At 67.6% G+C, this 26,850-nt stretch carries 20 protein-coding genes and 1 pseudogene; 9 read left to right on the plus strand and 12 right to left on the minus strand.

Features of this window, described 5'->3' with window-relative positions:
- Positions 1 to 638 precede the first annotated feature (638 nt).
- The 4 genes from JW592_RS27910 (at position 639) to JW592_RS27925 (ending at position 4,919) form a co-directional block, all read left to right on the plus strand.
- On the plus strand, positions 639 to 788 hold the full coding sequence (locus JW592_RS27910; RefSeq protein ID WP_209268015.1) for a hypothetical protein: 150 nt from the start codon (positions 639 to 641) through the stop codon (positions 786 to 788).
- 163 nt (positions 789 to 951) lie between these two features.
- Complete coding sequence (locus JW592_RS33260) at positions 952 to 2,175, plus strand: helix-turn-helix domain-containing protein (protein ID WP_209268016.1); 1,224 nt, start codon at positions 952 to 954, stop codon at positions 2,173 to 2,175.
- Positions 2,176 to 2,664: 489 nt separating this feature from the next.
- Positions 2,665 to 3,888 carry a type IV toxin-antitoxin system AbiEi family antitoxin domain-containing protein gene (locus JW592_RS27920; protein WP_209268017.1) on the plus strand — a complete coding sequence of 408 codons (1,224 nt, stop codon included), beginning with the start codon at positions 2,665 to 2,667 and terminating at the stop codon, positions 3,886 to 3,888.
- Between the two features lie 146 nt (positions 3,889 to 4,034).
- Positions 4,035 to 4,919, plus strand: coding sequence for a nucleotidyl transferase AbiEii/AbiGii toxin family protein (locus tag JW592_RS27925; RefSeq protein WP_229376980.1), 885 nt, complete (start codon positions 4,035 to 4,037; stop codon positions 4,917 to 4,919).
- Positions 4,920 to 5,483: 564 nt separating this feature from the next.
- On the opposite strand, the gene JW592_RS27930 is transcribed toward JW592_RS27925, so the two are convergent.
- Positions 5,484 to 5,888 carry a hypothetical protein gene (locus JW592_RS27930; RefSeq protein WP_229376981.1) on the minus strand — a complete coding sequence of 135 codons (405 nt, stop codon included), beginning with the start codon at positions 5,886 to 5,888 and terminating at the stop codon, positions 5,484 to 5,486.
- Positions 5,889 to 5,965: 77 nt separating this feature from the next.
- Positions 5,966 to 6,553 (minus strand): hypothetical protein, encoded by a 588-nt coding sequence (locus JW592_RS27935; RefSeq protein WP_209268020.1) that lies wholly within the window; start codon positions 6,551 to 6,553, stop codon positions 5,966 to 5,968.
- A 307-nt stretch (positions 6,554 to 6,860) separates the two neighbouring features.
- Here JW592_RS27935 and JW592_RS27940 point away from each other — a divergent pair, with 307 nt between their 5' ends.
- Positions 6,861 to 7,631 (plus strand): transposase, encoded by a 771-nt coding sequence (locus JW592_RS27940; RefSeq protein WP_209268021.1) that lies wholly within the window; start codon positions 6,861 to 6,863, stop codon positions 7,629 to 7,631.
- Positions 7,632 to 7,792: 161 nt separating this feature from the next.
- On the opposite strand, the gene JW592_RS27945 is transcribed toward JW592_RS27940, so the two are convergent.
- From JW592_RS27945 to JW592_RS27965, 5 genes are all read right to left on the minus strand, one after another.
- Positions 7,793 to 8,527 carry a hypothetical protein gene (locus JW592_RS27945; protein WP_209268022.1) on the minus strand — a complete coding sequence of 245 codons (735 nt, stop codon included), beginning with the start codon at positions 8,525 to 8,527 and terminating at the stop codon, positions 7,793 to 7,795.
- A gap of 254 nt (positions 8,528 to 8,781) precedes the next feature.
- Positions 8,782 to 10,707, minus strand: coding sequence for a DNA/RNA helicase domain-containing protein (locus tag JW592_RS27950; protein WP_209268023.1), 1,926 nt, complete (start codon positions 10,705 to 10,707; stop codon positions 8,782 to 8,784).
- A 499-nt stretch (positions 10,708 to 11,206) separates the two neighbouring features.
- The gene (locus JW592_RS27955; RefSeq protein WP_209268024.1) at positions 11,207 to 13,978 is read right to left on the minus strand and encodes an RNaseH domain-containing protein; all 2,772 of its coding nucleotides are present in this window, start codon (positions 13,976 to 13,978) and stop codon (positions 11,207 to 11,209) included.
- On the minus strand, positions 13,978 to 17,286 hold the full coding sequence (locus JW592_RS27960) for a hypothetical protein (RefSeq protein ID WP_209268025.1): 3,309 nt from the start codon (positions 17,284 to 17,286) through the stop codon (positions 13,978 to 13,980). The genes JW592_RS27955 and JW592_RS27960 overlap by 1 nt, the downstream gene beginning before the upstream one ends.
- Complete coding sequence (locus tag JW592_RS27965; protein ID WP_209268026.1) at positions 17,268 to 18,446, minus strand: restriction endonuclease-related protein; 1,179 nt, start codon at positions 18,444 to 18,446, stop codon at positions 17,268 to 17,270. The genes JW592_RS27960 and JW592_RS27965 overlap by 19 nt, the downstream gene beginning before the upstream one ends.
- Positions 18,447 to 18,496: 50 nt before the next feature.
- Between JW592_RS27965 and JW592_RS27970 the strand changes: the two genes are divergently transcribed.
- Complete coding sequence (locus JW592_RS27970) at positions 18,497 to 19,069, plus strand: putative phosphothreonine lyase domain-containing protein (protein WP_209268027.1); 573 nt, start codon at positions 18,497 to 18,499, stop codon at positions 19,067 to 19,069.
- 533 nt (positions 19,070 to 19,602) lie between these two features.
- A pseudogene (locus JW592_RS27975) lies at positions 19,603 to 20,886 on the plus strand (serine/threonine-protein kinase); the annotation flags it as partial.
- A 421-nt stretch (positions 20,887 to 21,307) separates the two neighbouring features.
- Here the strand turns inward: JW592_RS27975 and JW592_RS27980 are convergent.
- Positions 21,308 to 21,754 carry a hypothetical protein gene (locus tag JW592_RS27980; protein WP_209268028.1) on the minus strand — a complete coding sequence of 149 codons (447 nt, stop codon included), beginning with the start codon at positions 21,752 to 21,754 and terminating at the stop codon, positions 21,308 to 21,310.
- 722 nt (positions 21,755 to 22,476) lie between these two features.
- Between JW592_RS27980 and JW592_RS27985 the strand changes: the two genes are divergently transcribed.
- Complete coding sequence (locus JW592_RS27985) at positions 22,477 to 22,953, plus strand: GNAT family N-acetyltransferase (RefSeq protein ID WP_209268029.1); 477 nt, start codon at positions 22,477 to 22,479, stop codon at positions 22,951 to 22,953.
- A 94-nt stretch (positions 22,954 to 23,047) separates the two neighbouring features.
- Here JW592_RS27985 and JW592_RS27990 read toward each other — a convergent pair whose 3' ends face one another.
- Positions 23,048 to 23,557 carry a hypothetical protein gene (locus JW592_RS27990; protein WP_209268030.1) on the minus strand — a complete coding sequence of 170 codons (510 nt, stop codon included), beginning with the start codon at positions 23,555 to 23,557 and terminating at the stop codon, positions 23,048 to 23,050.
- Between the two features lie 258 nt (positions 23,558 to 23,815).
- Between JW592_RS27990 and JW592_RS27995 the strand changes: the two genes are divergently transcribed.
- The gene (locus JW592_RS27995) at positions 23,816 to 23,980 is read left to right on the plus strand and encodes a hypothetical protein (protein ID WP_209268031.1); all 165 of its coding nucleotides are present in this window, start codon (positions 23,816 to 23,818) and stop codon (positions 23,978 to 23,980) included.
- A 94-nt stretch (positions 23,981 to 24,074) separates the two neighbouring features.
- On the opposite strand, the gene JW592_RS28000 is transcribed toward JW592_RS27995, so the two are convergent.
- The 3 genes from JW592_RS28000 to JW592_RS28010 all read right to left on the minus strand — a co-directional run bounded on the left by JW592_RS28000 (position 24,075) and on the right by JW592_RS28010 (position 26,154).
- Complete coding sequence (locus JW592_RS28000; protein ID WP_209268032.1) at positions 24,075 to 24,911, minus strand: hypothetical protein; 837 nt, start codon at positions 24,909 to 24,911, stop codon at positions 24,075 to 24,077.
- A gap of 212 nt (positions 24,912 to 25,123) precedes the next feature.
- A complete protein-coding gene (locus tag JW592_RS28005; RefSeq protein ID WP_209268033.1) occupies positions 25,124 to 25,600 on the minus strand; it encodes a helix-turn-helix transcriptional regulator in 477 nt (158 codons plus the stop codon).
- Positions 25,597 to 26,154 (minus strand): helix-turn-helix domain-containing protein, encoded by a 558-nt coding sequence (locus JW592_RS28010; RefSeq protein WP_209268034.1) that lies wholly within the window; start codon positions 26,152 to 26,154, stop codon positions 25,597 to 25,599. Before JW592_RS28010 ends, JW592_RS28005 begins: the two co-directional genes overlap by 4 nt.
- Between the last annotated feature and the right edge of the window lie 696 nt (positions 26,155 to 26,850).

The following is a 26,850-nucleotide window of genomic DNA, read 5'->3' on the forward strand; positions in this document are numbered from 1 at the left end:
GACTGGTGGGGCTCGCTCGGTACGTCCAACAGAGGAGATCGCGGTGGACGGAGAGACGGAGTTCGGGGTTACCAGGCTGCCGGACAGGGACGCGGGGGCGACGTAGCTGCTCCGGTGGATGCGGGTAATGCGCTGGTACCGCTGCGGATGGTTCGCACCGCCTCGGGCGCGGTCAGGAGCAGGTGCACTGGGGGAGACCAGGGCGGTCGCAGGCGGCGCCGGGGCCCTTGTGGGCGGGTGGTCGGCGTGCGCCGGCGGTAAGTCAGGCGTTTCCCGCTGCGGGCGTTGTGCAGGCACTATCACGTGCTGCAGCGCGCAGTAATGAAATCGGGGAATTGCCACCCAGAAGAGGTTTCCCCTAGGGGAAACCTCGAAAACTTGGCCACCACCCAGGGTGTGATTAGTGTTCCGCTGCGTGAGCCCAAGGCTTCCCAACCATCACAGGGCCCACGCAGCGACTCGACACGAAGAAAGGCCAACGCATGGTCCTCTCCCCTGCATCGCCGGAGGGAAAACCCCCACGTGAGGGGCTTCCTCCTGATAATGACGTTAACAGGCGTGACGAAAACACCCAACGTCACGGACGGCCGGTTCACATCGTGCTCCTCACGGTAGGCCCCCTCGCTACTCCAGCTCTTTTGTCGGTCGACGTGTCCGTCGACATCCAGCCCCCGTCCCTCCGCGAGGCCACCCTCCTGACAGCCCTGACGCTGGGCTGCGTGGTGACCGGGGTGGTCGTCCAGCGTCTGGCGGGGCGCACTTCCCGCCGCAGCCGTACCAGGCGCTGAGCCGCGCTCGGCGGGGCGGCGGGCCACCATTTCCGCCGCCCCGTCACTGGCCCCCGGTTCTCTGTGGTGACGAAACGGCAAGAAGAAACCGCCCGGCGAGACGCAATTGGTCACCCCATCGCATGACCTCCTGGCACATGCCGGGCCATTGGAAAGGCCCCTCATGAACTTGCTCACCGACCCACCGCCTTGCGAGTGCCGCATCTGCAAAGCACCACTGGCACAACGCTCCAGGCGCGGCCGCCCCGCCGAATACTGCAGCCGCGCCTGCCGGCAGGCCGCCTACCGGCGCCGCCGCGAAGAAGCCCAGACCGCCCGAGACGGCTTCCCGCTCTCCCCCCGCACCCAAAGCCCACCCGAGCCCAGCCCGGAGGACCAGGCGCTCCTCGAACTGGCCAAAACAGCCCGCAGCGCACTCACCCAGCTCATCCGCGAGCTGACCCCGCAGCAGCACACCCACACGCACGGGACCGTCGTCCGCGCCCCCGTCACCTCCGCCGCGAAGATCCTCGAACAGGTCGAGACCCTCCTGGCCGGCACCGTGTGGCGGGCACGCCACCACGACACCCCCTGGGAGACCATCGCCAACCTGCTGGGTACCAGCCCCGAAACAGCCCGCCGCACCTACCGCGACCAGGCCGTCCGCCGACGCTTCGCCGCCCTGGGCCACACCATGACCGACAAGCACACCCCACCACCGCCGACCGAGGACTCACCCCCAGACGACCAAGCCGTCTACTCCCCGGCCCGCAGCCAGCTCGCGCCCATCCTCTCCCGCCTCCAGCGGGACGCCCGCATCCCCCTGCGGCAACTGGGCGAACGAACCCGCGTCTCCGCCTCCTACCTCAGCCGCATCCTCGCCGGCGAACGCTTCCCCTCCTGGGAACTGACCGAACGCCTCGGCCGCACCCTCGGCGTCGACCTGTGCACCCTGCGCCAAATCTGGGACGCCGAACACCGACGCATGACCACCCACAAACTCCGCCGCACCGCCAGCACCAGCCCCAGCTCCGGACACCCCACCCCCCACACCGACCTGACCACCGCCCTCCGCGCCCTGATCCAGCGCTGCGGATCCCCCACCCTCACCTCCATCGCCACCGTCATCGGCCACACCCTCACCCCCGCCCAACTCGCCGCCACCCTCGCCGGCACCTTCGTGCCCGACTGGCCCCGCACCGAACGCCTCGTCCGCGCACTCCAAGGCGACCCCGACAGCTTCCGCCCCCTGTGGCAGCACGCCGCAGCCGATGCCGCCTACTTACCACCCCCACCCCCCGCCCCCCACCACCCCTGCAGCGCCACGCCCCACAACCGCCTCGAAAGCCTCTTCGCGGCCTTCGGCCCCACCCTCAGCACACCAGCCCCCGCCTTCGGCCACATGTAAGCAGCAGCGAGCCTGCCCGCAGGCCAGGCCCGGTAACGCCTGTTCCGGGCACGGACACGTCTCCGCGCCCGGAGCACGTACCACCGACCTGCATTTGCTCGCTGCGCTTACCACCTGTGCGGCCTGTCATTCCCGCGTGCCCGATCAGCAGCGGCACCGTGTGTCGTACAAGGGACGGGTGGGTGAGGCTGACGTGCATGGGCGATCCGCGTCGACGGGCCTGCGACAGCGACCACGGAGATCATCCCGACGCCCACCCCGATCACGCCCACAGCAAGCTATTCGGCGGCCCCGACTCGCTGCTGGGTGTCATCGGCTGGAGCCTGCATGAGATTGATGACGGTTGGCGCTCTCCAGCGAACAGGTGTGCGAGTAGCTGACGGTATACCGGTAGGAAAGCAGAGAAAATTACACTCCTGGCGCACCTGCGTGCAGAGATAGTTACATTCAGGTGTAACTAAATCTGCGAAGCTGTGTAATAATCTCTGCATGAACCGTGCTGAGCAGCTAGCTACCCTCTCGGGTGCCGCTGCGGATCAGTGGGGCCTGGTCACGGCCGCGCAGGCCAAAGTGCTGGGCCTCAACGCCGTGCAACTGCTGCGGTTGACCGAGGCTGGCTTGTTGGAGAGCGTCGGGCGTGGCGTCTATTTGCTGGCCGCAAGCGGCATGCCCCAACACTTGGATGTAAAGGTGGCCTGGCTGCGTCTGCAACCCACACAGTTCGCTTGGGAGCGCCCGGCCGGCCACTCGGACTCCGGTGTTGTCTCTCACGCTTCTGCCTGTCAGTTGCACGAACTGGGCGACCTCCCCGCCCCCCAGGTAGAGATCAGCGTGCCGCGCCGCCGAACGACGACCGAGCCCTTCGTGCGCCTGCGTACCGCACCAGTGGAGACCTCGGAGATCACGGTGATCGACGGACTGCCTGTTACCACCGCCGACCGCACCATCGTCGACCTGCTCCAGGCAAAAGCCGACGGCGGGCATATCGGGGGTGTCATCGCCGAAGCCGACCGCCGCGACCTGGTCAGTCTGGACGGCCTGGCTGCCCGCGTGCAGCCCTACGCACGAAAGTATGGCCTGCCAGCCGATGCCACTGGGCGCGCTCTGATCGACCACCTCGTCGCGCAGGCCGACGAAAGCCTGCGCAGCCAGGAAGTCGACCGGGCAAGCCGGGAAGGATTCGATGCGGCTGTCCATCTCATGGCCGAGCGGCCAGAGCTTGTCGATCTCCTTCTGCGCAGTTCAGCACGGCGTCACCGAATGATCCACGAGGGAATGGGTGCGACCGCCGCGCAGCGCCTCGCAGCTCAGTCCACCAGGCTGCCAGGCACTCTGACCAACTATCCGAACCCTGTGGCTCTCACTGGCCTGCAAAAGACATTGCGAGATATTCAGCAACTGGTCCAGCCCAACGTCTCGCTAAGACGGGCAGTGCAGAACCTGGCAGGACCCAATCCTGACGTGACAGCGGCTCTCCGGAAGTTGACGCAGCCTGACCCCGCCCTGATGCGCGCCATTCAGCAAGCCGCCGCTGCGTCCACTGTGAAGGCATTCAAGAACACAACGGGGCTCACTGCTGCCCTCAAGCAGGCGGGGCTGATCGAGTCTGCCGCTCTCCGAAGCTTCAAGGATGCTGCCGCTGACGCAGATCCCCAAGAGTCGGCTGACGGCAGCAACCACGAAACGGGAAAGCCTGCGGATCCGCCCGAATAGGCTGTGCGGCGATCAACTGGTGCGTAAAATCTGCTTATTCACACCAGTATGCTAGGGGGGCACTCATGGGCAAGACCTACCGAACCCCAACAGACTTCAGGGCCGCTCTGAACCGCTCTGCCAGAAGCATGTCAAAGAAGACGGGTATGAACGTCTCTGACCTGATGCGGATCTTCTACTTCAATCGGCTCGCAGCCCGGGTGTTCACCCTTGATCCGGACGGATGGCTCATCAAGGGAGGCCAAGCCCTCCTCGTTCGCTACCGGGGCGCCGCCCGCCTTAGCGGCGACATCGATTTGCAGAGTGCCCAGCCCGGACTGACTCAGGACGAAGCACGCGCACGGGTCCTGAAGGCTGCGGCCTACGATCTCAACGACTTCCTTCGTTTTGCCCCTGGTAAGTACACCGCGTCCTCTGACCCTGACCGTGGCGGCTCCCAATACTTCGACGTCTACCTCGGCCTTACTCGTGTTGACGGCGTCAAGGTGGACATTGCTGTTCGCCGCACCCTCTCCGGAGCCCCCGAGACCACTCCCTTGGTCTCCGCTGTCGACCTTCCCTGGCCCGTCGACTGGCCCACGGTTCGCCTCTACCCCCTAATCGATCACGTCGCTGACAAGGTCTGTGCCCTCTATGAACGCCACGGTGAGGGGACATCCAGCCGGTATCGCGATCTGGCCGACATCCTGCTGATCAGCCAGCAGGAGGACGTCAACGGTGCGGCCGCATACCAGGCCCTTCACCAGGAAGCGGCACAACGCCGCCAACGCGGCATTGAGCTCACCCTGCCCGACTCCTTCCAAGCACCTGGGACGGACTGGCACGATAAATACCCCAACGCGGCAGCCCTGGTTCTCGGCCTGCAAGGCTGCCGCACCTTCTCCGAAGCTACCCGAGCGGCAGAGACATTCCTCAATCCACTCCTAGACGGCACCGTCGCAGGAAACTGGGATTCCGAAAACGCAGCCTGGCGGCTGCCGACGTCTGGGCCCACTCCGACATCACGCTCAACCAACTCGGCGAGTATCTGAGCTGATCCAAGAAGCCCTCACCGCCGTCGGTTGTTGGGCCAGCGGTCGCTGGGCAAGCTCCAGTGCCCTCAGGTCGAGCCCAGTTCGGAGTCCCGCACGGGAAGCAGACGCGCGTCGCCGCGCACGGGCCGCTCCCACTTGCGCGGGCCGGTGCCCGTCATCAGCCAGTGCGGCTTCGAGCCGGCGCGAGAGCGTCGTCTTGCCGATGCCCCCGATCCCGTGGAAGACCAGAACATTCGCACGGGGAGCCTCGAGGTCTTCCACATCGAAGCCGGGGCTTTCGATCTGCCGCAGGTGAGCCTCCAGAGCAACGGCAACGGCCTCCCACTGGCCCCGCCGGTTCGTGAACGCCTCGGCCGCCCTCAAATCTGCATCGTTCGTGCGGAACAGCGCCCGCAGATCCCCACCCGCCACAATCCACCCCCGGCAAAACGATCAACGTGTCTCCACGCTACGCCGCTCCCAAGCAGCCAGGGCCACCTTCCCGCCATCAGACGGACCGGTGAGACCGCCAGCGTTGTTCAGAACAGCCAAGCAGGGCACTCAGATACGCGAAGTCGACGGCTACACGACCGGAGGCTGGGCCTGCGAGGCCGCGTTCGTCGCGTTGCGGGCTGTCTTGGACACGAACCGCATGTCCTCGGGGTCGCTGCGCCGCAAGACGAAAATCTTGGCCAGCGCGAGGAGGCTGGGGCCGCACAGCAGGGCCGACAGCCACCAGGCGTCTTTGGCGACGTAGACCCCTGCACCGAGCATCGCGACAGCCAAAAGCGCCCCGACTGCCAGGCCCGCCAGGTGCCGGGTGTGACTGCGCCGCTCCTGCTCCAGTCGAGCCGCGCGCTCAGCAACCTCCCGCTGGAACTCCAGCTGCCTCAGCTTCAGCTGATGCTCCCGCTTCATCTGCGGCTCAAGGGCCTTGAGCGCCACATCGAGCTTGTCAGGCCCACCCAGCGCCGCGCCCCACTTCATGGCAACCTCCAGCCCAGCCGCCAGAACGGGTTCCTCTTCAGGTAGAGAAGAAGGCGACGAGCTCCCATCCTCTGCCGTCACTGCTGCGTCCCTCCCCCACCACTGGAAGCAGGGGCATACTCGACAGCCGTGGGCTCAGGAGGCGGCCCCAGTCGCAGGAACAGACGTGCGAGTGCGTACTCAAGTGACTTCCCAGCCTCGCTGCCCACAGCAGCAGCTTCCTTTTCGCTGATCTGAGGAAGGGGGTCCTCCTCGTCGTCTGCGACGAGGAGTGCCTCGTTCCACGTGTGTGCGGCCTTGAAGATGGCCTGTGAGTCGGAGTGTTCCAGGAAGGCCGACATCAGCCACAGGAGCCGCAAGCGCTGCTCGTTGTCGCTGCTCAATGAGGGCTCACGTGCCGACAAGTGCTTCCAGATGGCCGACGTATCAATGGTGAATTCGCGTACAGCCGCCGATCGCGGCTGAGAGGCGATCCAGTCATGAACGTGCTTGAGGCGGACCAACCGCACTGAGGGGACATCGTGCCAGTCAGCGATCGTCGGGCCGTTTGCCACATCGCCTGGACTGAAGGTATCCGCCTCGTACGTATCGAGGCTGGAGGACGCCTTGCGGCGGAACCGAGAGGAGAAGGCATCGCGGAGCCACGCAAAGACCATGACGTGCATCCCCTCCCCGAGTTCCGGATCTCTGCACCCGACCGTCAACGGTAGTGGTCGAACCGGGCGTTCGCATCGGAACGCTCGGCGGGATCGTGCCATCGGGGCGCCCCCTCCCTGGCATGGTCCTCAGTGTGATCAGGGTCACAGGGGTCCGGGCAGGATTCTTTGCCGGAACCGGCTCCTGCCGACACTGACGATGCCTTGCGGGAGACAGCGCAGGAGGTCTTCACCGACCTGATGAACCAATTCGGCCTCACCTCTTACCTCTAAGGGCTGTCCCGTAACTGCAGGTCACGGGTGAGATGATCTTGCTGTGTCTGGTGTGATCACGGCGTCGGAGCCCTCCTGGATAGCCCCATTCACCGGGCTGAGCCCGCGCCAGTTCGGCAAGCTGATCACCGCGCTCCGGCGTGAGGGTGTGGATCCGGTGCGCAAGGGCCGGCCCTGGAGCCTGTCGCTGGAGGACCGCGTGCTCCTGGTCGCCGCGTACTGGCGCACGAACCTGACCCTGCGACAGCTGGCCCCGCTGTTCGGGGTGTCCAAGTCGGCTGCCGACCGCATCATCGACCACCTCGGGCCCGCCCTCGCGCTCCAGCAGCGCAAGCGGTTCCGCAAGGACACCGTGCTGATCGTGGACGGCACCCTCGTTCCCACCCGCGATCACACCATCGCCGAGCAGTCGAAGAACTACCGGTACTCCACCAACCACCAGGTCGTCATCGACGCCGACACCCGGCTCGTCGTCGCGGTCGGCCGGCCAGTCACAGGCAACCGCAACGACTGCAAGGCGTGGGAGCTGTCCGGCGCGAAAGCCGCCGTCGGCAAGACCACGGTCATCGCCGACGGCGGCTACCGCGGCACCGGCCTGGTCATCCCGCACCGCCGCGAGAAAGGCCAGCGCGAACTGCCGGACTGGAAGGAGGAGCACAACGCCTCCCACCGCAAAGTCCGCGCCCGCGTGGAGCACGTCTTCGCCCGGATGAAGAGTTGGAAGATCCTTCGCGACTGCCGACTGAAGGGCGACGGCGTCCGCCACGCCATGCTCGGCATCGCCCGCCTGCACAACCTCATCCTTGCCGGGTGAGGCAGAAACCAGCAGGCCAACAGGCGCAACAGAGATCATTTACGGGACAGCCCTTAGCGATCCCGGGCAACGCGCCGAGCCAGCCTGCCAACAACACGACGCCGAGGGCCAGGCGCAGTGCAAGGAGCGGCTTTCACCTGAGACGGCAAAGTGGGTGTTCCTTATCGGCTGCTGGCTTCCTGGAGTGCCTTCCAGCCCTCCCTCGAGAACTTCTTGGTTCCGAGGTCTGCAGGGTCTGGGACCTCCGAGCGGTCGATCTCTTCTTGCGGTTTCGTCAGCTTCCAGTCTCCCGCTGTCCAGATCGCCTCGGACGGCACCGCCATCAGCCGGGTTCTGGTCTTCTCTCCTTCACCTGCCTTCGAGGTGACCCGTGTCAGGACGAACACGCGGACGCGGTCAGCGCTGAGAGTCTTCCACTGCACTCCGATGGGTACGCCGCTCAGGCTGACGCCGTCCGGCACAGGGCCTTTGGCTGGCACACCCGCCATCTGGCGCGCCTTTTGTGCGAGGTAGGCAACCGCCGCGGCTTTGGTCTCCTGGGAATCGCCCTCCTTTTCGGCGCTGGGGTCCCCGTAGGTCTCCATCCCCCGCCGGATCTCATCCTCATCCATGCTCCAGCCAGCCCGGTTGCTGGCCACTGCCGCAGCGACAGCGCCGGTGTCAGTGCGCGGGAACTTGACGGGCAGGCCGTTCATCTCCGCCATGCCCTCGGGAAGATTCACCCAGGACTCAGGGGTGTGGTCCCCCTCCGAGCTGCCCGCCGGCTCCGATGGCTCCGCGGGGCCATGGGAGGGGCCCGCGTCGTCCTCCTTCCTGGCACCGGAGTCGCTTCCGCCACCGGTCAGGACACCAACCAAGACGCCAACGAGCAGAAGGATGACCCCTACCAGGGCCATGACCAGCAGCCGTACACGCCTCTGCGACATCTGATCGGGAACCAGGGACAACACAGACCCCTTCATACGAAATGAACAGTTGAGAGACAGGAAACTGCACTTCGTCAGGGGACGTGCTCACCGCTGGGTACGACGTGGGCGAGGTATTCGCTGAGCGTCTCCTCTCCGAGTTCGCCATCCGCGGCGGCAGGCTCAGCCCAGAGCACGACGGCCCCTGCAAGGCGTGGCTCTACGGCCCGCCTCTTCCGTTCCGGTTAGATCTTCGGCACGCCCAGATCAGCGAAGAGCTGCCGGGTGGCGGGGTCAACGGAGTAGAGCACGGTCCCGCGGATGGAACGTGTCATGAGGACTCTGTAGGCGTTCCGAATCCGTTCCAGCAGCGCATCGTCGGACCGGATCCTCTTGGCCTTGCTGAGGACATGCTTCCGGTCCAAGGCCCAGGAGGTCCCGCTCCAGGTGAGGTCGGCTCCCATGATCACCCCTCCCCATTCGTACTCAAGGCCCTGAGCTGTGTGTACGCAGCCGATCTGGTGGAAGCCGCCCGGATCGGTCGCCCAGAAGTGGCGCTTGGGCACCCCCGGTTCCTGGGGCGAGTCCTCTGCGTTCCAGGGCCGCGCCCATTCCGGCTCGGGGGCCACATCCGGCTGTGTCCCGGAGGTGTCGCTCCACTCCCAGCACAGGCCCGCGGTCATACGAGCGCTGGCTCCCGCCTTCTGCTTGGACCGCAAGAAGTCCTCCATCCGCGCGGCCCTGTCGGTGTAGTACAACTCGAACGGCTCCGAGTCCGTACCGCCAGCCCGCCACGGCAGGGGATCACCGAGCAGCAGACGATGTACCCAGGTGTCGAATGTGGGGCTGCCAACCGCACGCAGAGACCGGTCGAAGTTGATCGGCACGACCTCCGCGCGCAGCTTCTGAATCGCCTCGATGAGCAGCTCCTCAGACCAGACCTCCTCGTCAAACAGACGCTGATCGCCGTCGATGAAGAACACCGGCACCTTGGCCCGCGACACGACCACCTCGACGGACGACTCACCGTCCCGCATGCAGAAGGAGCCCTTCTGCGGGCGTTCCGTGAGCCGATGCGCCTCGTCACACAGCAGGAGGTCGAGGTCATCAGGCCCCCAGTCGTCCGCGACCTTGTTCAGCGTCATGAACCTCTTGCCGTGCCCCCTCGCGCCGCGCCTGAAGTTCTCGCGCGACGCCACGCCACCGGATACGAAACGGGCCTCGTAGCCACCCCTGACGGCTTCACCCAGCAGTGTGAGAGCGACCAGGGACTTTCCCGTGCCCGCCCGGCCTTTGACCACGTAGACCTTCTTGAGGCCGATTGACGGCTTGCGAACCGAATCCATGATGTCGTTCACCGCCTGGAGCTGGTTCTCCACCAGGCTGAAGTGCGTGTAGCCGTTCACGATCGCCCCGGTCTCCGAGGTCAGAAGCGACGTCGACCGCCGGCGCTCCAGCAGCGCCTCTGCGGCGTCTGCACCGTCGGCCGGGCTGAAGCTGGCCTCGAGGAAGTCCCGCAGCTTCGCGGGCTGGCGGGCGGTGAAGGTGCGCACGCCGGGGCACGGCATGACCTGGCTGATCCACTGAGCCTGCGGGTCCTTGAGGTTGTGCAGGTACGCAGCACCCACGAGGTGGACATAGCGATCGTCGAACATACTGTGGTGGCGCCTGAGCGCCTCCAGGTTGTCGCTCACCTGTATGGCGGGATGCTTCTTGTGCCGCTCGTAGAAGGGGGCGTAGACGCGTTCCAGGGCACACTGATCGCACAGAGCGCCGGTGGCAGACCCCTTGCACTGCGCGCACAGTCCCGCTGTTCCGTTCGCAGGGTCGGGACGCTCGACCGAGGACCACTGCTTCAACTCGATGGCCGCAAAGCTCAACCCACCGTCCCGGTGGCGGCCGGCGAGGACCACATCGATCGGACTCATCGTCGGGTGGACCAGGTACTCCACGAAGACGTAGACCTGTCCGAGCCCGCGGTCGCTCAGCGCTGTGGCCACCTCGTAGACGCTCTCGCGCCACGAATCCTTGTCACCATCGGAGGGCTTCTTCCCCGCGGGGTGAGCGGCCTCATAACACGCCTCGATCTTGGGGATCAGGCGTTCACGGTCCCGCACTATCTCCTCGGCAGGCCAAAACGCCTCCAGATCCGACCATGCCCCGCCAGCCATCTACTCCCCGCTCCCCAACGCCGCCGGCCTGAACGCAGGCACGCCAAGATGCTCAACATCTCAGGTACGTGCCGATGAGTGAATGAGTATCCCAGCGGTCTCACACCGGCGACAAACGATCACCAATCCGCCGCAGCCCACCGCCTCGCACAGGTACGTTGTCAACACGGTCCGGGGCGGGACACGCGACCGAGCCAACACGACTCACCGACTCGCTTCCCGCCCCGCACTGCAAACAGCCCGCAGGGTCCCGAGCGCCCGAATCCTGCCAGTGGCGTTGGCCTCCGACCAGCTCCCGACACACCGTTCACCCGACAGTCGTAGCGGCGGGCGAGTCGCCGTACGGAGCGCCGCTGCTGGCGGCGCTGCACTATCGGCAGCCGCCGTCGCGCCGGGGCTGGGCCTCCCCTGGTAGGTCAGGTAGCCGGGCCTGGCTGTGCCTGCCTACGGCCCGGCCACTGGCCGATGTGTCCGAGGGTGCCTGGCGTCTTCCGGTGAGTCAGCCTGTGGTTTCGTCGGTGTCCCAGTCGATGGTGCGGCGGTATTCGGGATGGTTTTTGTCCATCTGGATACCCGCGTGGACAGGCAGGGGGTGGCGGGTGCGGTGTTCCCAGGCCAAGGCGTGGTTGCACAGCCGGGCTGCGGTCAGGGCGTAGGGGAGCGCTGCTTCCCCGTCGGGGTGCTGGATGACGGCGATCTCCGTGGCGGTGAGGTTGTACCAGGTCTCGGCCTGCTGCTCTTTGTCGTCGCATGTCCAACGGCTCTGTGTGCGCCCTGACTTGGCAGAGGGAGTTTTGCCGTCCATCTGTGGGGGGCGGCGACTCATGATGAATGTGGTGCCGGTGTTGTTGAGCTGGAAGAGAGCGTTGCTGGTCTTGTCGCCGTCGCTGGCCTCGCCTTCTTCGTCGATCTCGTGGAAGACCGCGGGCAGGGGGATGCTCGGGTCGGCGCTGGAGGTGGTGCGGATGACGGCGCGTGGCCGGTGTTCGGGTGCGAGTGTGGCGCCTGGGAGTGCGGGCCTGCCGTTGGCGCAGCCGTCGTCGTCGGGGTGCAGGTCGGCGTTCTTGTTGGCCAGCAGTGGCCAGACGGGCCGGGTGGAGTCACCGGAGACGTAGAGGACGTAGCCGTTCTCAAGGTGTCGGCTCAGCTCGTACAGGGCCTGGTCGATGCGTCGGGGAAGAGTTTCGTCGCTGCGGCTGCCTTCGGGGATGGGGCGGCTGCGGGACAGCGACTGGGCGCGGGCGTAGTTGAACCAGCCGCCGCTGCTGTCTCGGCTGGCGGGCAGGTATGCGAGGGCCTTCCAGTGTTCGCCGACGGGTACGAACGCGGTGAGGGTCCACATGAGCTTGGGTTCTTCGGTGCGGTTGACGTGCTTGTCGCCGAGCTGGGCGCGCATGTGGAGGCCGAGGTGGGCGACACGGTCTTGGAGGGCGCCTTTGACGGAGATGGTGCGGGTCAGGCGGGGATGGACCAGGCCGGCGGAGCGCAGCATGTCGCCGATGGCGTGGTGTCCGGGGTAGTCCGCAGCGAGCTCCATGCCGAGGGCCTCCAGCGGAGAGGTAGCCTCGCGGGCTTTCTTCTTCGAGCGCCGTTTCTTGGTTTCGGGGGTGAGGAACTGAGCGATGACGCCGTGGCGTGCGAGATGCCGGGAGACCTCCGGCTTGGCGTCCAGTTCATAGGGGTCGATGGCGCCTTCCTCCCCTCGGCGGGCCGCTCGGCGCTGGCGGCCCCATTCTTTGGCGTCGTATTCGGTTTCGACCAGGGCCAGGATTCCGGTGCCCTCTGCTGCGAGGCCGGGCAGGGCGTCGGTGAGTGCGCCGCGCCGGTCATGGTGGCGGCCGTGGGCCAGCAGTTCCGGGGCCCGGTGCAGCAGCACCTCGGTATGGCAGCCCAGGGGAACGATGTCGTCGTCGGGCATGCCGTCGGCGAGGTCGGGCCGGTTGAAGTGGTAAGCCAGCAGACGCTGCATGCGGGTGCGCATTTCCTGGTGCTCGTACAGGGCCAGGACGCGCAGCTTCGAGCAGCCTGCGGCGGCCATGATGTCTTTGAGGTCGGAGTCGTCGAGCAGCGTGGTATCCCGGCCGTACTCGGTCTTCCGGGCGGCCACCGAGAGGACCTTGGCGACCTGCGTGCCGTGGACGAGGTTCTGGCCGGTGACGGTGGCCAGGTGGTCGGCCAGGGCGGTGACGGTGTGCAGGCCGACGCCCTTGCCGATGGGGAACGATGTCGAGAAGGGGATGAGCGCGCGGAAGTTGCCGGGCTCGCCGGACAGATCCATGGCGCCTGTGGGCAGGAACTCGGTGTCCTGGGGGCTGCGGGGGAAGACGGGCTCGTCCATCAGCCGCACCCAGGCGTCCAGAGCCAGACGGCTGGTGTGCTCCAGGTGCGTGTACTGGCCCTTGCCGCCCAGGTTCAGGCAGAGCAGGGGGCGGCTGGGGGAGCGCGGCGCCCACCAGGCGGTGCGGGCACCGTTGATTGTGTTGCTCAGCCGGGACACGCGGGGTGTCAGGACCACCAGCGGCTTTGGCAGCGAGTGCAGCGATTTCATCGCTACCTCCACCCGCAGGGCGGCATAGTGCCGCCTGATCTTCCACCCCTCCGGCTGCAAGATCTCTTCGGCCGCGTTCTTGGCGCTGTCGTTGGTCTTCTCCTTGGCGGGGCGGGCGTCGAGCCAGTTGTTCGACCACAGGTGCTCGGTGTCCCAGACCATGACGTTGTTCTCGGTGTCCGGGCGCAGCGGGATGGTGCGGCCATCGACCATCAGGTCGGTCTTGGTGACCAGGGAGGCGAGGTTCCAGCTGGCCGCGTCCCACACCCAGCCGTCTGCGTCCACGGCGCGCTGTCCGATGCTGACGTGGTCCCAGATGGCTACCTGTTCGGGCTCCACGGAGGCGAACAGGTCGGCCAGGCTGCTGCTGTAGGCGAGGGAGATCTCGTCCGCCGGAGTCTGGAGCAGGGCCTGCTCCCACAAGGCCACCACGGCGCGCAGGTGCGCTGCCGGCAGTCTTGTGGACAGGGCGAGGAACTGGGGAGGGTTCTTCTTGCTGGTCGGGGACAGGGAAGCGCTGGTGGAGCCGCTGGCGCGGAGCACCGTCAACAGTGCGGCATAGGGCAGATTGGCCTTTGAACCGGTTTTTCCCCGGTAGATGGCACGCAGTTTGTTCCACTCGTGTTCGATCTTGTCCGGGAAGCGGTACAGCCACGCTGTGCCCATCAGTTCGCGGGTCAGAGGGCTGGCTAGCAGGGACATGCGGGTGGTGTTCTGGGGCATCACTCAGGTCCTTGGTCGTCCCCGTTCGGGGCGGGGATGAGGGTGACGGGGTTGGGCAGCAGGTCCTCGCTGTGGGCGAGGTCGAGCCAGGCGGTGAGCGTGGAGCCGTAGACGCGGCGCAGGAGGTCCTGCTCGCTGGTGTCGAGTTGTCCGTAGTAGGCGCGAAGCAGCCGGGGGAAGTCGCAGCCCAGCTGCTGGTTGAAGAAGGCGTGGTCGACCAGGTAGAGCTCGACGGGGGTGCCGCCGCGGCGCGCGCGCCCGGCCAGCTGGATGAGTTCGACGAGGATGCCGGCCAGGATCTCGGTCTTGAGGAACTTCGGCATGAGGGAGAACCGCGGGTCGGTGCGCAGCAGCCGCTCCCGGTGGCGGATGGCGGCGATGCGCTGGGAGGCGAGCATGGCGGCGGGGTCTGGGCTGAGGGTGCCCGCGGCGATGCCGCAGGCGTTGATGCTCGCGTACATGACCGCGGGCTCGTGCAGGTGCGTGATGGGCCTAACGCCGACCCACACCGAGGCGAGCGCCGAGCGGTCGGTGTGGGGGATGAGGATGTTCAGGCCCCGGGAGACCACCGAGATCGGTGCACAGATCACCTTCACCCTCGGGTGTGTGGCGGGGAGGTCTTCGAGCTGGTCGATGGTCACCCGCACCACGCCCTCGGGCAGAGTCACAGCCCGCGTGGAGGAGCCCTGGTTGTTGCTGACGAGGACCGCGACCCATTCGGGACGGCCGCACGCAGCAGCGATCCCGGCGGCCATGACCTCTGCGTGGAAGTAGGAGTTCCCGGCCAGCAGCGCCAGCTCCCGGCGCGGGTCGTGGCGGGCGACCTTTTCCAGGTGTGACGACATGCGGGTGTGCCAGAGCCGCTCGGCGAGAGTGCGCAGCTCGGAGGGTTTGCGCCTCTCCTCAACGCCGCCGATCGCGATGGGCTGCCAGCCGGCATCGGTAGCCGACACACTCCCGGCGTGGGCGGTGACCGCCCCGTCAGTGGCATCCGTCATCACGTAGGCGGGGAGGGTGTGCACGTGCTGGAGAGCAGCCCGGGGGAAGAACGCGGTGGCGGAAAGGCCGAGCACGCTGCGCCGTACCCCGGCGGTCGCCAGTGCGACGGTGTCGCCGAGGCGGACGGTGGAGGTGTGCGGGTCGCCGCTCAGGGACTGCAGTGACAGGCGTCCGGTGCCGCTGGCGTTCTTGTCGAGTTTGAATCCGTACAGGTTCTGCCCGAGCGGTCCGTAAGGGATGGGCTCGTCGCGGGTGATCAGCCCCATCGTGGAGACCAGGTCGGTGGCCGCATTCAGCTGCCCGAGCAGGGGGAGGACCGACCACTTCAGGGTGTGGAGCTCGTTGTGGAGCGCTCCGAGCCAGGCTCGCACGAGAAGGTCGTTGACCAGTGCGGCCCGTTGGGAGGCGGGCACGTTGAAGGGAGCCTCGGCCAGGATGTGCGCGATGGAGTCCTTGAAGACCGCCAGCTTTCTGCTGCGGTGGGTTCCTGGAATCTTGCCGGCCAGGGCCTGGCCGATCTGGTCGGCGAGCGGCTGCCAGCCCTCCGGCAGCTCGGCGCTGGTCCTCTCGCCGGGGAAGAGGGCCAGGTATGCCTGGTGGACATCTTCGGTGACCTCAGCATCCGCACTGGCGCCGGTCAGGGTGCGGCACAATTCAGCGTCCTTCTTGCCCACCATGTACCAGCCGGACCCGGGCCGGTTCTGGCGTTCTTGTTCGGACTCCAGATACAGATGCCCGGTCAGGATGTTGTCCAGGAAGGTTTCGCTCAGCCGGCGCGCTTCCATCAGCGGGCCGGTCACCAGCAGGTTCTCCAGCGCCGACAGGCCGCCTCGGTGCCGGTCGACCTCTTCGAGCCGTCCCGCATGTCCCCGGCCGCGGCTGATGAGGGTGAACTCCTGCGCGCCGTAGGTGCACCAGGTGGACTGGAAGGCGTCGACCTCATCGATGATTACGACGCGGCAGCGGCGCAGCACGAACTCCAGAACGCTCATGTTGCTGACGACCCGCTCACCGTCCACCTCGACGGGCACCTTGCAGCGACCGCGGATCAGGTTGAGGTGGTTGGTGACGATGATGTCGGCCTCGGCAGCCTGCCGGATGTGCTCGAAGCGCTGGCAGATGCCCATACGTGGACACAGGTGCTTGCCACCGCCCTCCGGCTCGACGGGACCATCGACCCACTCCAGCCGGGTGCAGGGCAGCGTCGTGCGATCCAGCCGTGGGCCGTCCACCTGCCAGCCGGTCATCTCACATCCGCTGGCGAACCGCTCGAACCTGCCCTCACGGCCCTGGGCGAACGCGAGCGTGGCCTGGTCGTCGATGCTTGAGGACGCCACCCACGGCACCACCCGCAGCGGCTTTCCGGCCCGCTCGGCAGCGTCCTGCACAGCGCAGGCCGTCTCCTCGACCATCCCATTGTCAGCAGCCAGCTGTTCGGCCGTATTCAGCCCCTCACGGATGCGGCCCACCACGATCAGAACCGGGCCCTGGCCACTGGCCGCCAGCAGGTGTGCCGCATCCCGCATCAGCACGCTCTTGCCCACACCGGTGGGCGCATTCAGCAGCGTCATGGCCCCGGCTGGCAACCTCAGCTCCGCCGCTGTGCGGCCGTAGGCATCGGTGAGCCGGTCGAAGAACCCCTGAAGCAGACCAGGTTTCCATCCGAACGTCTCCGGCCAGGCCGCGGCCTGACCCACCACGCGCTCCATTACCGCTCTCCGGGGCAGATGGGCCTCCTTAAGGAACGGCTCTGTGTGCAGCCGGACCGGGGACACGAAGGCGTTCTTCTCGCTGGCAGGGATCTCCACCGTGTACAGCCGATCGCGGCCGAAGGACCACAGGCCCTCGCCGGCCGTCGGCAGCGGCGCCTCCAGACTGGCCCGGTAGCCCTCGGCCTCCTGAACGAGGTGCTCGGCCAAGGTGAGGGGCTCTTGCGCATGGCAGGCCACCAGCCAGTGGGCCTCATCCGCGTTCGAGGTCTCTGGGATCTTGAACAGTGCCGCGGGGGCCACGGCGTACTCCAGGGCCGCCTCGCGGAACGTCTCCGGCTGCGCCAGGTCGCCCTCCTGCTTGAGCGCCTGCCACAACCGGCCCACCAGCTCATATTCAGGGCGCGGCAGTGACCTCCACTTGCCCCACACATCGGTGCGCCGGGCAGCGAACATCTGGGCGAAGTCCAGCGGCACGCCGCGCCGCCCCTCGACGGTGCCGAAGGCGAAGTAGCGCTCGGACAGGGCGAGACACGCTGCGATGGCGCAGCGTTGCAACGCCTCGCGGACATCACCGGCCCTCACAGCTCTGCCCGGCACCAGCGAAGCACCGTGGTGACGAAGTCCTTGTCGGTCATCACCTCAAGGTCCGGCCGCCCGGCAAGGCGCTCCCGCAGCCGCGGAAGGTCGGACCGGCGCCGGTGGGGGACCACGATGATCAGCGGAACCGCTGCGCCCAGCACGGGACGCTCGAGTAGCGCATCGGCCAGAGCGTCGAAGGACCGCCACGCCTTCGCATCCACCCGCCACTCCCTGGCCACCAGCGGCTCGGTGGCCGTGATGCGCAGGTCGTAGCGGTCACCCTCTGGGTACATGAAGACCTCAAGGCCGGCGATGTCTGTCAGCGCGTCCCGGATCGCGAACTCCATGCGTCCCGGCAGCGTCAGATACCGCCACACCGTCCGGGAGACCGCCAAGTAGTCGCCGGCGGCCGGGAAACCTTCTACTCGACCGGCTGAGCAGCCTCCGCCCTCCAGGACCGGAGGCCCGCTGCCGCCACGATCCTGGCGGCAGGTGTACTGCGCCCCTTCCAGCAGGTGGGCGTCGCAGGAGACGGCGAAGACCCCGCCCCCGGCAGGCTGCGCGCGCATCGGCCAGGCGCACACAGGGCACGGGAAGCACCAGCCCGCTGCGTTGCACCACGGCCAGGACGCGACCGGCTCGAAGAACCCGAACCGGCCCCACAGGCCGCCCCACTTCTCCCACAGGACACCCTGCTCCGCCACCGGATGGCTCGCCAGCAGCTCACGCACCTTCGCGTAGTCCTCCGGGGGAAGGCGCCGGATCTCCGAGTACAGCTGCTGCTCCTCCTGTTCGGCGCGCAAGCGCGCCCAGGGCCAGTACTCCATCAGCGCCTGCTGCGACACGAAGTGCTCACGGCCCAGGTCCTCCACGGCATCGCACAGCAGGCCGTCTGAGTCCACCAGTCTCACCTCGCCCAGCGGGTCCTCGCCTTCTCCCTCGATGGGCAGGAGGGGCGTGAGCCCCTGGCGCAAGCCGCGCCGCAGCGCGCGCATATCCAGGGCAGCCGCTGACCCGGCGCCGTGTGTCGAGCGGAGAACTCCCAAGCAGTCGATGAGCCGGGCTGCTCGCTGGCCCGGATCACCTGTGCGGTCCGCCTCCGCCACGGCGGCTGCGCAGCACGCGGTCACCGCCAGGTCGCGGCGCCATCGGTGGGTGTTCCGTTCCACAAGACCCATGACGGGTGGATAAACGAAAGAGGTGATGAATGTCGCGTACGGTGCCGATCATGGAAACCAAAACCGCCCTATCGGCTCAGTACGAGTCCGCCACCAGCACCGTCCCCTCACGCGAGACCGCCGAGCCCTGGCTGTGGGCGGACGCCCCGGACACCCCCCTGGCCGAAGACGCTCACCCATGGAGCGGCAAGTGGCTCTGGTTCACCCCGCTCAGCCTCCTCGACCGCTCCTGGGCCGCCATCCGCACCGCAACCGAAGACGGCCTTCTCGGCTACCGCAGCAAGGCAGGCACGCTCATCAACACCCGCACCAAGAGCGACGACACCCGCCGTCCCATCTGCGTCTACACCCGGGACTGGCACGACATCGACGATGTCCAACGCGTTCTGACCAACCTGCGGGCCCTCGGCATCGTCGACGTCCTGCTCTACAAGACTGACAGCGATACCCTGCGGGGCCACTACGGTGCCGGCGCCAGCACCTACATCGCACCGGCCACCAAGACAACACTGGTCATCCCCAAGCGCACGCGTGAAGCACTCGAACACCATCATGCTGCGCGAGCCCAGGCTCGAAGGGCTGCAGCGGTCCGCAGGAAGGCTCCAGCGCTGAAGCACGTCTGAAGACAGCGCGCTCGTTCACTACGCAGCGGCTGCCTGTCGCAGCTGGGGAACCGGGCTTCCCACAGGGCCCGCGCGGGCGTCGGCAGAAAGAGAGACGGCCACAGGGCCCGCAGAGTATCGGCGTCCAGGAAAGCGGCCAGGCCCGCGGGGCTGAGGGCTTCGCGGATCACCGTCTCGTACATCACGGCCACCTCGCCGGCGTCCGCCAGGTCGTAGGTGTAGGGCGGCCCTCAGTCCAGCCGGTGGGGAAGGCACACTTCGCCGCTCGTCGGGCCGTGCAGCTCGGCGAGTGAGTCAACGACGGCGTACGGGCGTGCGGCGGCGTACCCGATTCCCTTCCTGCTCATGGCCCCAGCGTGTCGCAAAACAGTGGTCCTTGAAGAAAGCCCCCGCACCGGTGTCGCCGGGGTTCGTCAGTATGACCGCGAAAGCGTGATCGAGAGGTCACTCCCTGGTCTCTCCGGTCAATCAGGCGCCCGGTACTGTCAGGAGGTCAGGTGGCGAACGAGGAAGGCAGGGGGGCGGGGGCTTTCATGACTGACGGAGGGTCAGCGGAGGTCTTCACCGCACTCACGGAGGATGATCCCACCTCGGTCGCCGGGTACCGGCTGGCAGCCCGGCTCGGCTCGGGCGGTATGGGCAAGGTCTACCTCTCCTACACCCCGGGCGGCCGCCCGATCGCCATCAAGGTGATCCGCCCCGACTTCGCCGGGGACCCGGTCTTCCGGCGCCGCTTCCAGCAGGAGGTACGGGCCGCCGAGCGCGTCCAGGGCCTCTACACCGCGCCGGTGATCGACAGCGACACCGAGGGCCCGCAGCCCTGGCTGGCCACCGCCTACGTGCCCGGCCCCTCGGTCGCCGAGGCGGTCGCCGCGCACGGGCGGCTGCCGGTGGACACGGTGCTCTTCCTGGTTGCCGGCATCGCCGAAGCGCTCCAGGTCATTCACAAGGCGGGGATCGTCCACCGGGATCTGAAGCCCTCCAATGTGCTGCTCGCCGACGACGGGCCGCGTGTCATCGACTTCGGTATCGCCCGCGCGGCCGACGCCACCTCGCTCACCAGCAGCGGAGTCACCGTGGGCACGCCGTCGTTCATGGCTCCCGAGCAGGCCGAGGGGCAGCGCATCACGGGGGCCACCGATGTGTTCGCGCTGGGGCAGATCGCGGCGTACGCGGCGCTGGGCAGCCCGGCCTTCGGCGAGGGCACCTCGCACGGTGTGCTCTACCGCATCGTGCACGCGGAGCCCGCCCTGGACGGTCTCCCGGACGAGCTGCGGGAACTGGTCAGCCACGCGCTGGCCAAGAAGCCGGAGGACCGGCTCGGCCTCGATGAGATCCTGCGGATGTGCCAGACGGCCTCCGGGGACACCCAGCTGCGGCGGCCCGGCGACTGGCTCCCGGCCGCCGTCGACGCGGACATCGCCCACCGCGCGGCCGCACCCCCACCCTCCCAGGCTCCGCCGCCGACCAGGGCTGACATCGCACAGAGTCACACCCAGACCGCGGCCCGGCCCCCGGGGCACGTCGACGGCGGATCGGCCCCGCCAGCGGCCCAGGCGCCGCCGCCCTGGCCGGCCGGACCGCAGACCCCGCCTCCGGCGCCACCGCCGTTCCCCGCAGCGCCCACCATGGCGGCCCAGCCGGCGGGCCCGCAGCACCCCACGCCGCCGCCCGGAGGCGCGTACCCTCCGGCCGGGCACTTCCAGCCCTACCCGCCGGGCCCGACCGGCCCATACCGACCGGTCTACCCGCGCCGACTGCCGCCGCCCCGCAGGTGGGACCGCGGCAAGACGATCGCGGCCGTCGTCGTGGCCGTGATTGGGTTCTGGCTCGTTCTCCTGCCGCTGCTCGCGGGAGTCTTCCCCTGATCCCCGAGTCTGAAGGCATGAACGACGGCGGTGAGTTCCAGCTCGGCGTCCTACCTGGCGGAGCCGGCCGTTGGCCTTCTCGACACGGGCGAGTGTGTCCCGGGCCTGGCGGCCATTGTCCGCGCGTGCGCTGGGACGGCTTCCCGTGCCGTCGTGGCACCCGGGTCACCGGCCCACATGACCCGGGAGCCAGACGTAGCAGCAGCCCGCCATACAACGCCACGGAACCCCCAAAGGGGACTCCCCTCCTGGGACTTCCGGCCTGGCGGATATTCCAGCGAGCGAAGCCGTCTGCATACGCGGCCCAGCCGAGCCCCGGCGCTCCGTGGCGCTGCTTGCCGCCGGGTGCCTGACGCGCACGGGCGCGGCTTCAGTCGGTTTCGTCCGGTTCGCTGGCGCGGGCGATACCGTCCAGCTCGGCGTCGATGGCTTCCCGTTCGGCAGCCCAGCGGTGGAGGCTCTCGCGGATCTCTCGCAGCTTTTCGGGATCGTCGGCAGCGGATGCCTCGACGATGGCGAAGCCGGTGCTGCCGTCCGGGCCGGGCATCTCCACCACCCGGTGGTCCGCGCCCCCGGTGATCATCATGGCCAAGATGGTCGCCAGCTCGCGCTGCATCTCGGGTGTGAGTTCCGCCTGTTCGTCCTCGTCACCGAAGATGCCTTCCCGGCCCTCGGCCAGCAGGTGCGCCGACTCGTGCACGAGCCGCGCCAGCCGCTCATACTGCCCTGGGTCCATGCGTGCCTTGAGCGCCTCCATGTACAGGGACACGGCCTCGACCCGGTCCAGCCCGTCGTCGTCCTCGCTCTCGCCGCTCATCCTCTCAGCGTGCTGGGCCCGGCGAGCCGGCGTCCAGACCCCTGCACAGCCGCACCGCGCCGGAGGGGCCGGGCATGCCTGACCAGCACCCGTACGCCGCCCTGCACCGCGGGCGATGACGTGCGCCCTCACCGGGGGAGAGGAAGCCACCAACTCGTGCTGTTGCTCATCGAGTTGCCTCGCTCCCGGCAGGGCGCAACAGACCTCTGCTGTGTGCTCGGAGAGGGCGAACCGACGCCCACGCAGATTTCAATCGCAATTACGGAGCGAATCCGACCCCACCGAGTGCAGAAATCTCAAGCTGCATCACAGCAGGAGTCGCTGACTGTTAACCAGCAATTCTCGTCCCTCCCGGCGGCCTCTATTCCACTCTCCTCGCCGCCTTCTTCCTTCCGGGAGAAACTACGTGACCCGTACCCCGCAGGCCCCGGCCCCGGCCCTGCGCCGCCGCCACGCCCACCTGATCGCCACCGCGACCAGCTGGTGGGCGAGTGTGCCCAGGCCGACGCAGCCGTCTACGACCCGATCAGCCAGGCCCCGCCCGAAGGGAGCGAGGTGCCGATTCTCTCCGGCCGGCCCTCTGGCTTCGTCGGTGAGAACGGGGTCTGCTCAGTTTCGGTAGTCGATCACCTCCGTGCGCCCCCTCTCAGTCGGCATGACGTGCGCTGGAGCAGACCTCAAAACGTGTGACAGGGGCAGGGCCAACCGGCCAGCATGGCGATGTGATCCAGATTCGTACCGCTTCTTCAGATGATGTTGCCTTGCTGGCATCCCTCAACCAAATCGTCCATGACCTGCACAATCGGCACCGTCCCGACCTGTTCCTTGATTCCCCGGAGCTAGATGCCGTCGAAGGCTTCTTCCGCACTCACATAGCCGATCCATCAGTTACCGTGCTCCTCGCCGAGGGGGCGGAAGGTGAAGCCCTCGGATACGCCCTTGCCCGTGTCAGAAACCGGCCCGGCACTGCTCTGGAGCACTCAGACATCATCGTGTCTCTGGATCAAATCGCCGTAGTCCCCGATGCTGCCCGCAGTGGTGTCGGCGCGGCACTGCTCGAAGCCGTACGTGAAGCGGGACGCGCGGCAGGCTGCCGGCGCCTCGTCACGGACGTCTGGTACTTCAACGAGGGTGCTCGTGCGTTCTACCAAGCTGCAGGCCTCAGCCCAATGAACGTGCGCCTGGATCAGCGGCTTTGACTTCGAAGCCTGCCCGGCCTGCGGCGGACTGTGGCGAGGTCGTGGGTGTCGATGGGGGACGTCAACGCGCCTGTCATGGGCGTGGCGGCTTTTGTCAGGCGCGGGAGAGATCGGTGCCTTCCGGGGCCCTGTAGCAGGGCGAGACGAGGGTGACGTCGATCTGCGGCTTGAGGTTGCCTGAGCGTGTCTTCAGCGCCTCAATCACCATGTGGTGCCGGGAGGTGGTGTGGACTGCCGTGATCTCCGGGTTGCGGGCCCTGCTGTTCATGGGCCCGTCCTTGGTGATACGCCACCCCATTTCGGGGAGTCGGGTGCGCAGGTTGTCCATGGCGGTGTCGAAGCCGTCCGCGTCCGCTTCCCACAGCGCCCAGGGGTGGTCCACTCTGTAGTAGGTGGTGAAGTCCGGGTCGATGCCGGAACAAGGCACGGCGGCGGCAGGGATGTGACTTGGGGTGCCGGGGATGCCCATGGCATCCACCAGCCTGGACGACATCCGGTTGACCTCGTCCTCCGCCTGGCGCACCGCGCGCACCTCGGGCGTGTAGCCGAGCCTCCGGCGCACCTTCGACGGCTTGGCAACCCGCCCGCGGCCAGTATTGAACATGATCAAGCATCCCATCTGCAGAGTCAGGGTCAGCAAGAGGGCGGCAGCTGCAACGACCGTCGTCCCGGATGCCGCCCTGGGCTCAGACAACACGACGCCCGGCAGCCCGGTCCAGGTGCCCTCCCCCCTGCTGATGGCGGCCGCGGGCCTCAGCCGACGCCGGGCTGGAGCTCCTGGAAGCTCTGGACGATCCCGAGTGGCTCTTCGAGGCGCTGGAGCGGGTGCGCCAGGACGGGCTCGCCCGCGGGGAAGTCCTCGATGACGCCCTTGCGACTGTTCTGGCTGGCGCCTGCCTCAACGCTGAAAGAAGCCAGCCAGACCCCGGACCCCAGCCAGGTGGCCAAACACTGCCTCGCCGCGGCCCGGCACTTCACCCGGGCCGTGACCCCCGCCAGCATCGACACCGGCCCCGAACCCGTATGAGGCAGACTCTCCCACCTGAGGTAGGCCGCTGCGGCTGCGCAGCCCGATCAGGTCGGCGGTCCCGCCCTCGGCCGCCGAGGTCCGGTACGACAGGTCACCGCACCCCGCCGGCCAATCCATTTCCCCGGGCCGCGGGCCGGGGACGTCGTGTCCACCATCGGTGCGGCCACCGGAGGGGCACCTGGCCACCGACACGGGCCCACAACGGCGCTCCGACAACGATGCGGTGCGCATCCTCCATGCCAGGTTCACCGGCCAGGTGCCACCGGCCGTGATCCAGCTCGATGTCCAGGTAGACCTCCGCGCACCAGTGGCAGTCGGCGATCCTGGCGAGGGTGGACTCCCGTGGCTCTCTTGCGGGGCGGGGGCCTGACTCCCCGGGATCGAGCGCGATCCGCAGGGCCTCCATGGCCATCTCCTCGTCGTCACCCCACCCGTGCTCGCGCCCGCGTGAGGCCAAAAGGTCCCGCACGGCCCACCACGACGACGGGGTGCGGCCTGGGCCTTCCGCGTCGCCCGGGCGGTAGCCGGTGTTGTCGAGGCTCCCGAACAGGATGACGTCGACACGCCGTCCGGCAGAGTCGCGGTCGCGGGTGTGGAGGAGCACTTCTGGGCGGGGTGCCGCGCCGGAGTAGAGGGCGAACTCCACGCATCCCCTGCCCGAGGCGACGCGCGCCGGCGGCGGTTCGGCCAGCGCCTTGTCCGCGAGGTGCCCCACCGTCGCGGTGATCCGCCGGGCGACTTCGTACCGGGTGCGCTCCGTGCGCTCGGTGGTGATCTGCCACTGCCCCAAGAAGGGGACCTTGGGGCTGGTGTAGGCGCGCTTCTTCCGGCTGAGGTCGATCCCGTTCTCCCCGGCGAACTCCTCGACTCTGCGCTGCGACCAGTACCGGTAGGCGACCAGCGCGCCGGACCTCACACGTCGAACCATCCGCCCAGCATGCCAACGCTGACGGCCTGCCGCATGGTCGTTTGTCGGTCTGCGTGACGTTTCGTACCAGGGCACGCCCCCGCGAAGACCGACGACACGGTACGGGCCGCTGGCAGCCGCAGGGCCGCAAGAGCCGGCAGCGGCAGGCCGCCACCACGGGCGGTATCACGGTGGAGGCCCGCGCTCCAGGCGACGCAGGGGGCAGCGGTGGTTCAGCCGGCCAGCCGGAGCGTGGGCCGGACCTCATCAGGGGCGGGGGCGTCCTCGCCGCCGTCCGGGTCGGGGTCGAAGTCGGTGCCGGTGCGGGCGTCCCGGACCCGCGGGGGCCGGATGTCGCCGGTGGGGAAGTTCAGCGGCCACAGGAAGGTGCTCGGGTCCTTCAGGTGGTTGGCCATGTGGGCCAGCGACTCGTAGCCGGCCAGCAGCGGGTGGATGAGCACGGTGCCCTTGCGCTGCCGCTCGCTGATGATGCCCTTGTCCCGCAGCTGCCCGATCGCGCGGGAGACCACGGACTGCGTCAACCCGAGGCGCTCGGCGATGTCCTGCTGCCGGATGCGGACCAGCCCGCCGGCCTCCTGGCGGGCGGTCAGGACGTCGAACACGTCGCGGGCCGTCGGCGACAGGCACGCGTTCGGCAGAACCTCGAAGATCTCCGGGTTGTGGAAACCAGGGACAGGAGCGGTGCTCATCGCGTGGCCTCGTTCCTCACAGTCGGGATGACGATCTCGTGCTCCAGCAGCGTCTTCTCCAGCGACTTCACCAGCCGCCGCTGCTTCACGCTGCCCCACCGGTAAGCGTAGAGCGGGTGCACCCGGTACACCCCGCGCCGCTCCTTCCAGGCGAAGTTGTGACGGCTGAGCTGCCCGATCGCGCGCGACACCTTCGACTGCGAGCAGCCGAACTTCCTGGCCAGGCTGGTCTGGGTCATCTTCACCAGCGCCTGGTCATCGTGATGCGTCTTCATGTGGTCCAGGACATTGCGCGACATCGTGGTGAAGCCGAACTTCCACAGGTTGTCCTCGATCACCTGAGCCATGCTCAAGTGCTGAGTGCCGTAGAAGACATACGGCTTGACCTCACGATTCGTGCTGAAGGTACCGCCCCGTTTGGCAAGCTTCTCGAACCGCTTCAGCAGGTCCCGCGCGGATTCCATGCCATTGACGGCATCCGAGGGCGGGGGCGCAGGAACCAGCCGCGACGCCTCCGCCGGCGCCTCCGCGCTGCGCCTCAAGGGCTGGGCCACGGGCTTCTCCTTCATGATCGCTCGGAGCCGTAACATAGCAGAGCTGCAATGTTATGCAGGCGATCTATGCACACAGCGGGCGTGTCCCTGGACAGGAACGATCTAGTCACCTACGTGCATACATCCCAGCGCCCACAACCACGATCTATGCACCCGAAGTGCATGCATCCTCCGCGTTCTTGCAGGTCAGCGCGCCGCTGCTATCTGTTCTTTAGAGGCGCGCGCCAAGTTCCAGTACCGCGCCCCTGCAGGCCCCGCCCGGCCAACCTCCCGAGTCGGCACTGGACTCGGCGCCACACCCCTGATACTGACAGTGCATTTCCTCAGCGGAAATCAGAACACCCGCCCAGCGGTTTCCCCGACTCCGAAGCAATGATTTCCGGGCACGCAAGGGCGGTGGACCGTGGTCCCAATTCCGTCCCTGCCGTGCATACTTGAGCTGGTGTCAGGGAATGTCGCCTAAGGGTGCGAGGTAGTGGTTGGGAAATCCAAAACCGCCCCTCTGGTGCATACTGGGAGAGTCATCCGAGCACGCACCCCCTCCCTTCGTAGCCCGCCGGTGCGTGACCCCGGAGGGGGCACGCACCACACCAGCCCCAGGACGGGCCGCAGACCGGAAACAGGCAAAGCCGCAAGGCACAGGGCCGATTGGCACCGGCCTCCGGCCGGTGCGGCAGGGCCCTCCGGGCCCTGCCG

The sequence above is a fragment of the Streptomyces spirodelae genome, assembly GCF_017676385.1.
GTDB lineage: Bacteria > Actinomycetota > Actinomycetes > Streptomycetales > Streptomycetaceae > Streptomyces > Streptomyces spirodelae.